Below are 774 nucleotides of genomic sequence, written 5' to 3'. Positions count from 1 at the left end.
TATCAAATGCAGAGGTTTCAGGAATTAAGGGAACAAGTAGGATATTAGGTCATTATTCAGGATCACTTTATGGAGATTCTCCTCTTAGATACATTCCTAAAATTTTATTTGATGAAATACATTCTAATTCAAAGTTTAGCAGTATATCTAGTATAATAAAGGTATTTGAAAAAGATGAAAAACCTACTACAAGTTCGTTTATTTCTTTTCAATTACTTAATATAAGCAATCAAATTAATAATAAGGCTGAAGTAAATAAAGTTATAGAAAAAATAGGAAAGAAACTTTATAAAAGATTAGGTATAGGACTAGATAGAAAGTATTCTAGTATTGGAGCTTGGTATCAGATTCCAAGTGAATTTATTTATCTTTTACCTGGATATGATAAAAATTTTGACTATACACTTATAAACTCTAAACAATTGAATCCAGACTATTTATATAATAATGGTATTGATAAACCAGTATTACCTAAAAATACAGTTAATAGAAGAAATAAAAGTTCTTCTAATGCTGGAGGAAATAAGGAGTATAGATTAGAAGAAAAATGGCATGATTTTGAATCTGATTTTAATAAGTATGTTATGGAAGAGATAACTAGAGAGTATGGATTAGATAAAATTGAAAGACTTTCTAATACGGGTTATTTAGGTTTAGGATTTGATTATTTATTTGGTAATAAGATTAATCAGGTTATAAATGATTTACCCAAGATACAGGAACTAATAAAGAACCCATATGAGATTAAGGGGGTAGACTTACTAAGAGGCTTGT

General features: G+C 27.1%; 1 pseudogene. It reads left to right on the top strand.

What is annotated here, in order from left to right:
- A pseudogene (locus BUE91_RS07215) lies at positions 1-774 on the top strand (hypothetical protein); the annotation flags it as partial.

Origin of the sequence: Streptobacillus notomytis, from assembly GCF_001902585.1 — a bacterium.
Classification (GTDB): Bacteria; Fusobacteriota; Fusobacteriia; order Fusobacteriales; family Leptotrichiaceae; genus Streptobacillus; species Streptobacillus notomytis.
Note: the sequence above shows the minus strand (reverse complement) of the source record. Positions and strands in the feature narration are given on the sequence as shown.